At 61.9% G+C, this 265-nt stretch carries 1 protein-coding gene; it reads left to right on the top strand.

Translation table 11 applies throughout. The features are described from left to right. The coding region (locus AC0IYH_RS32060) for an efflux RND transporter permease subunit (RefSeq protein WP_471838336.1) at positions 1-265 on the top strand (265 nt) is incomplete at both ends.

Below are 265 nucleotides of genomic sequence, written 5' to 3'. Positions count from 1 at the left end.
GTCAACGACTCCACCGAGTTCATCAAGCTGTCGATCGAGGAGGTCGTGAAGACCCTGATCGAGGCGGTGATCCTCGTCGTCATCGTGATGTTCGTGTTCCTGCAAAGTTGGCGTGCGACGCTGAACCCGACGATCGCGGTGCCCGTCGTGCTGCTCGGCACGTTCGGCGTGTTCTACCTCGCCGGGTTCTCGATCAACACGCTGACGCTGTTCGGTCTGGTGCTCGCGATCGGCCTGCTGGTCGACGACGCGATCGTCGTCGTCG

Source organism: Pseudomonas sp. AC463, assembly GCF_979253585.1.
The sequence above is the reverse complement of the archived record's forward strand: the minus strand, read 5'-3'. Positions and strand labels throughout refer to the sequence as shown.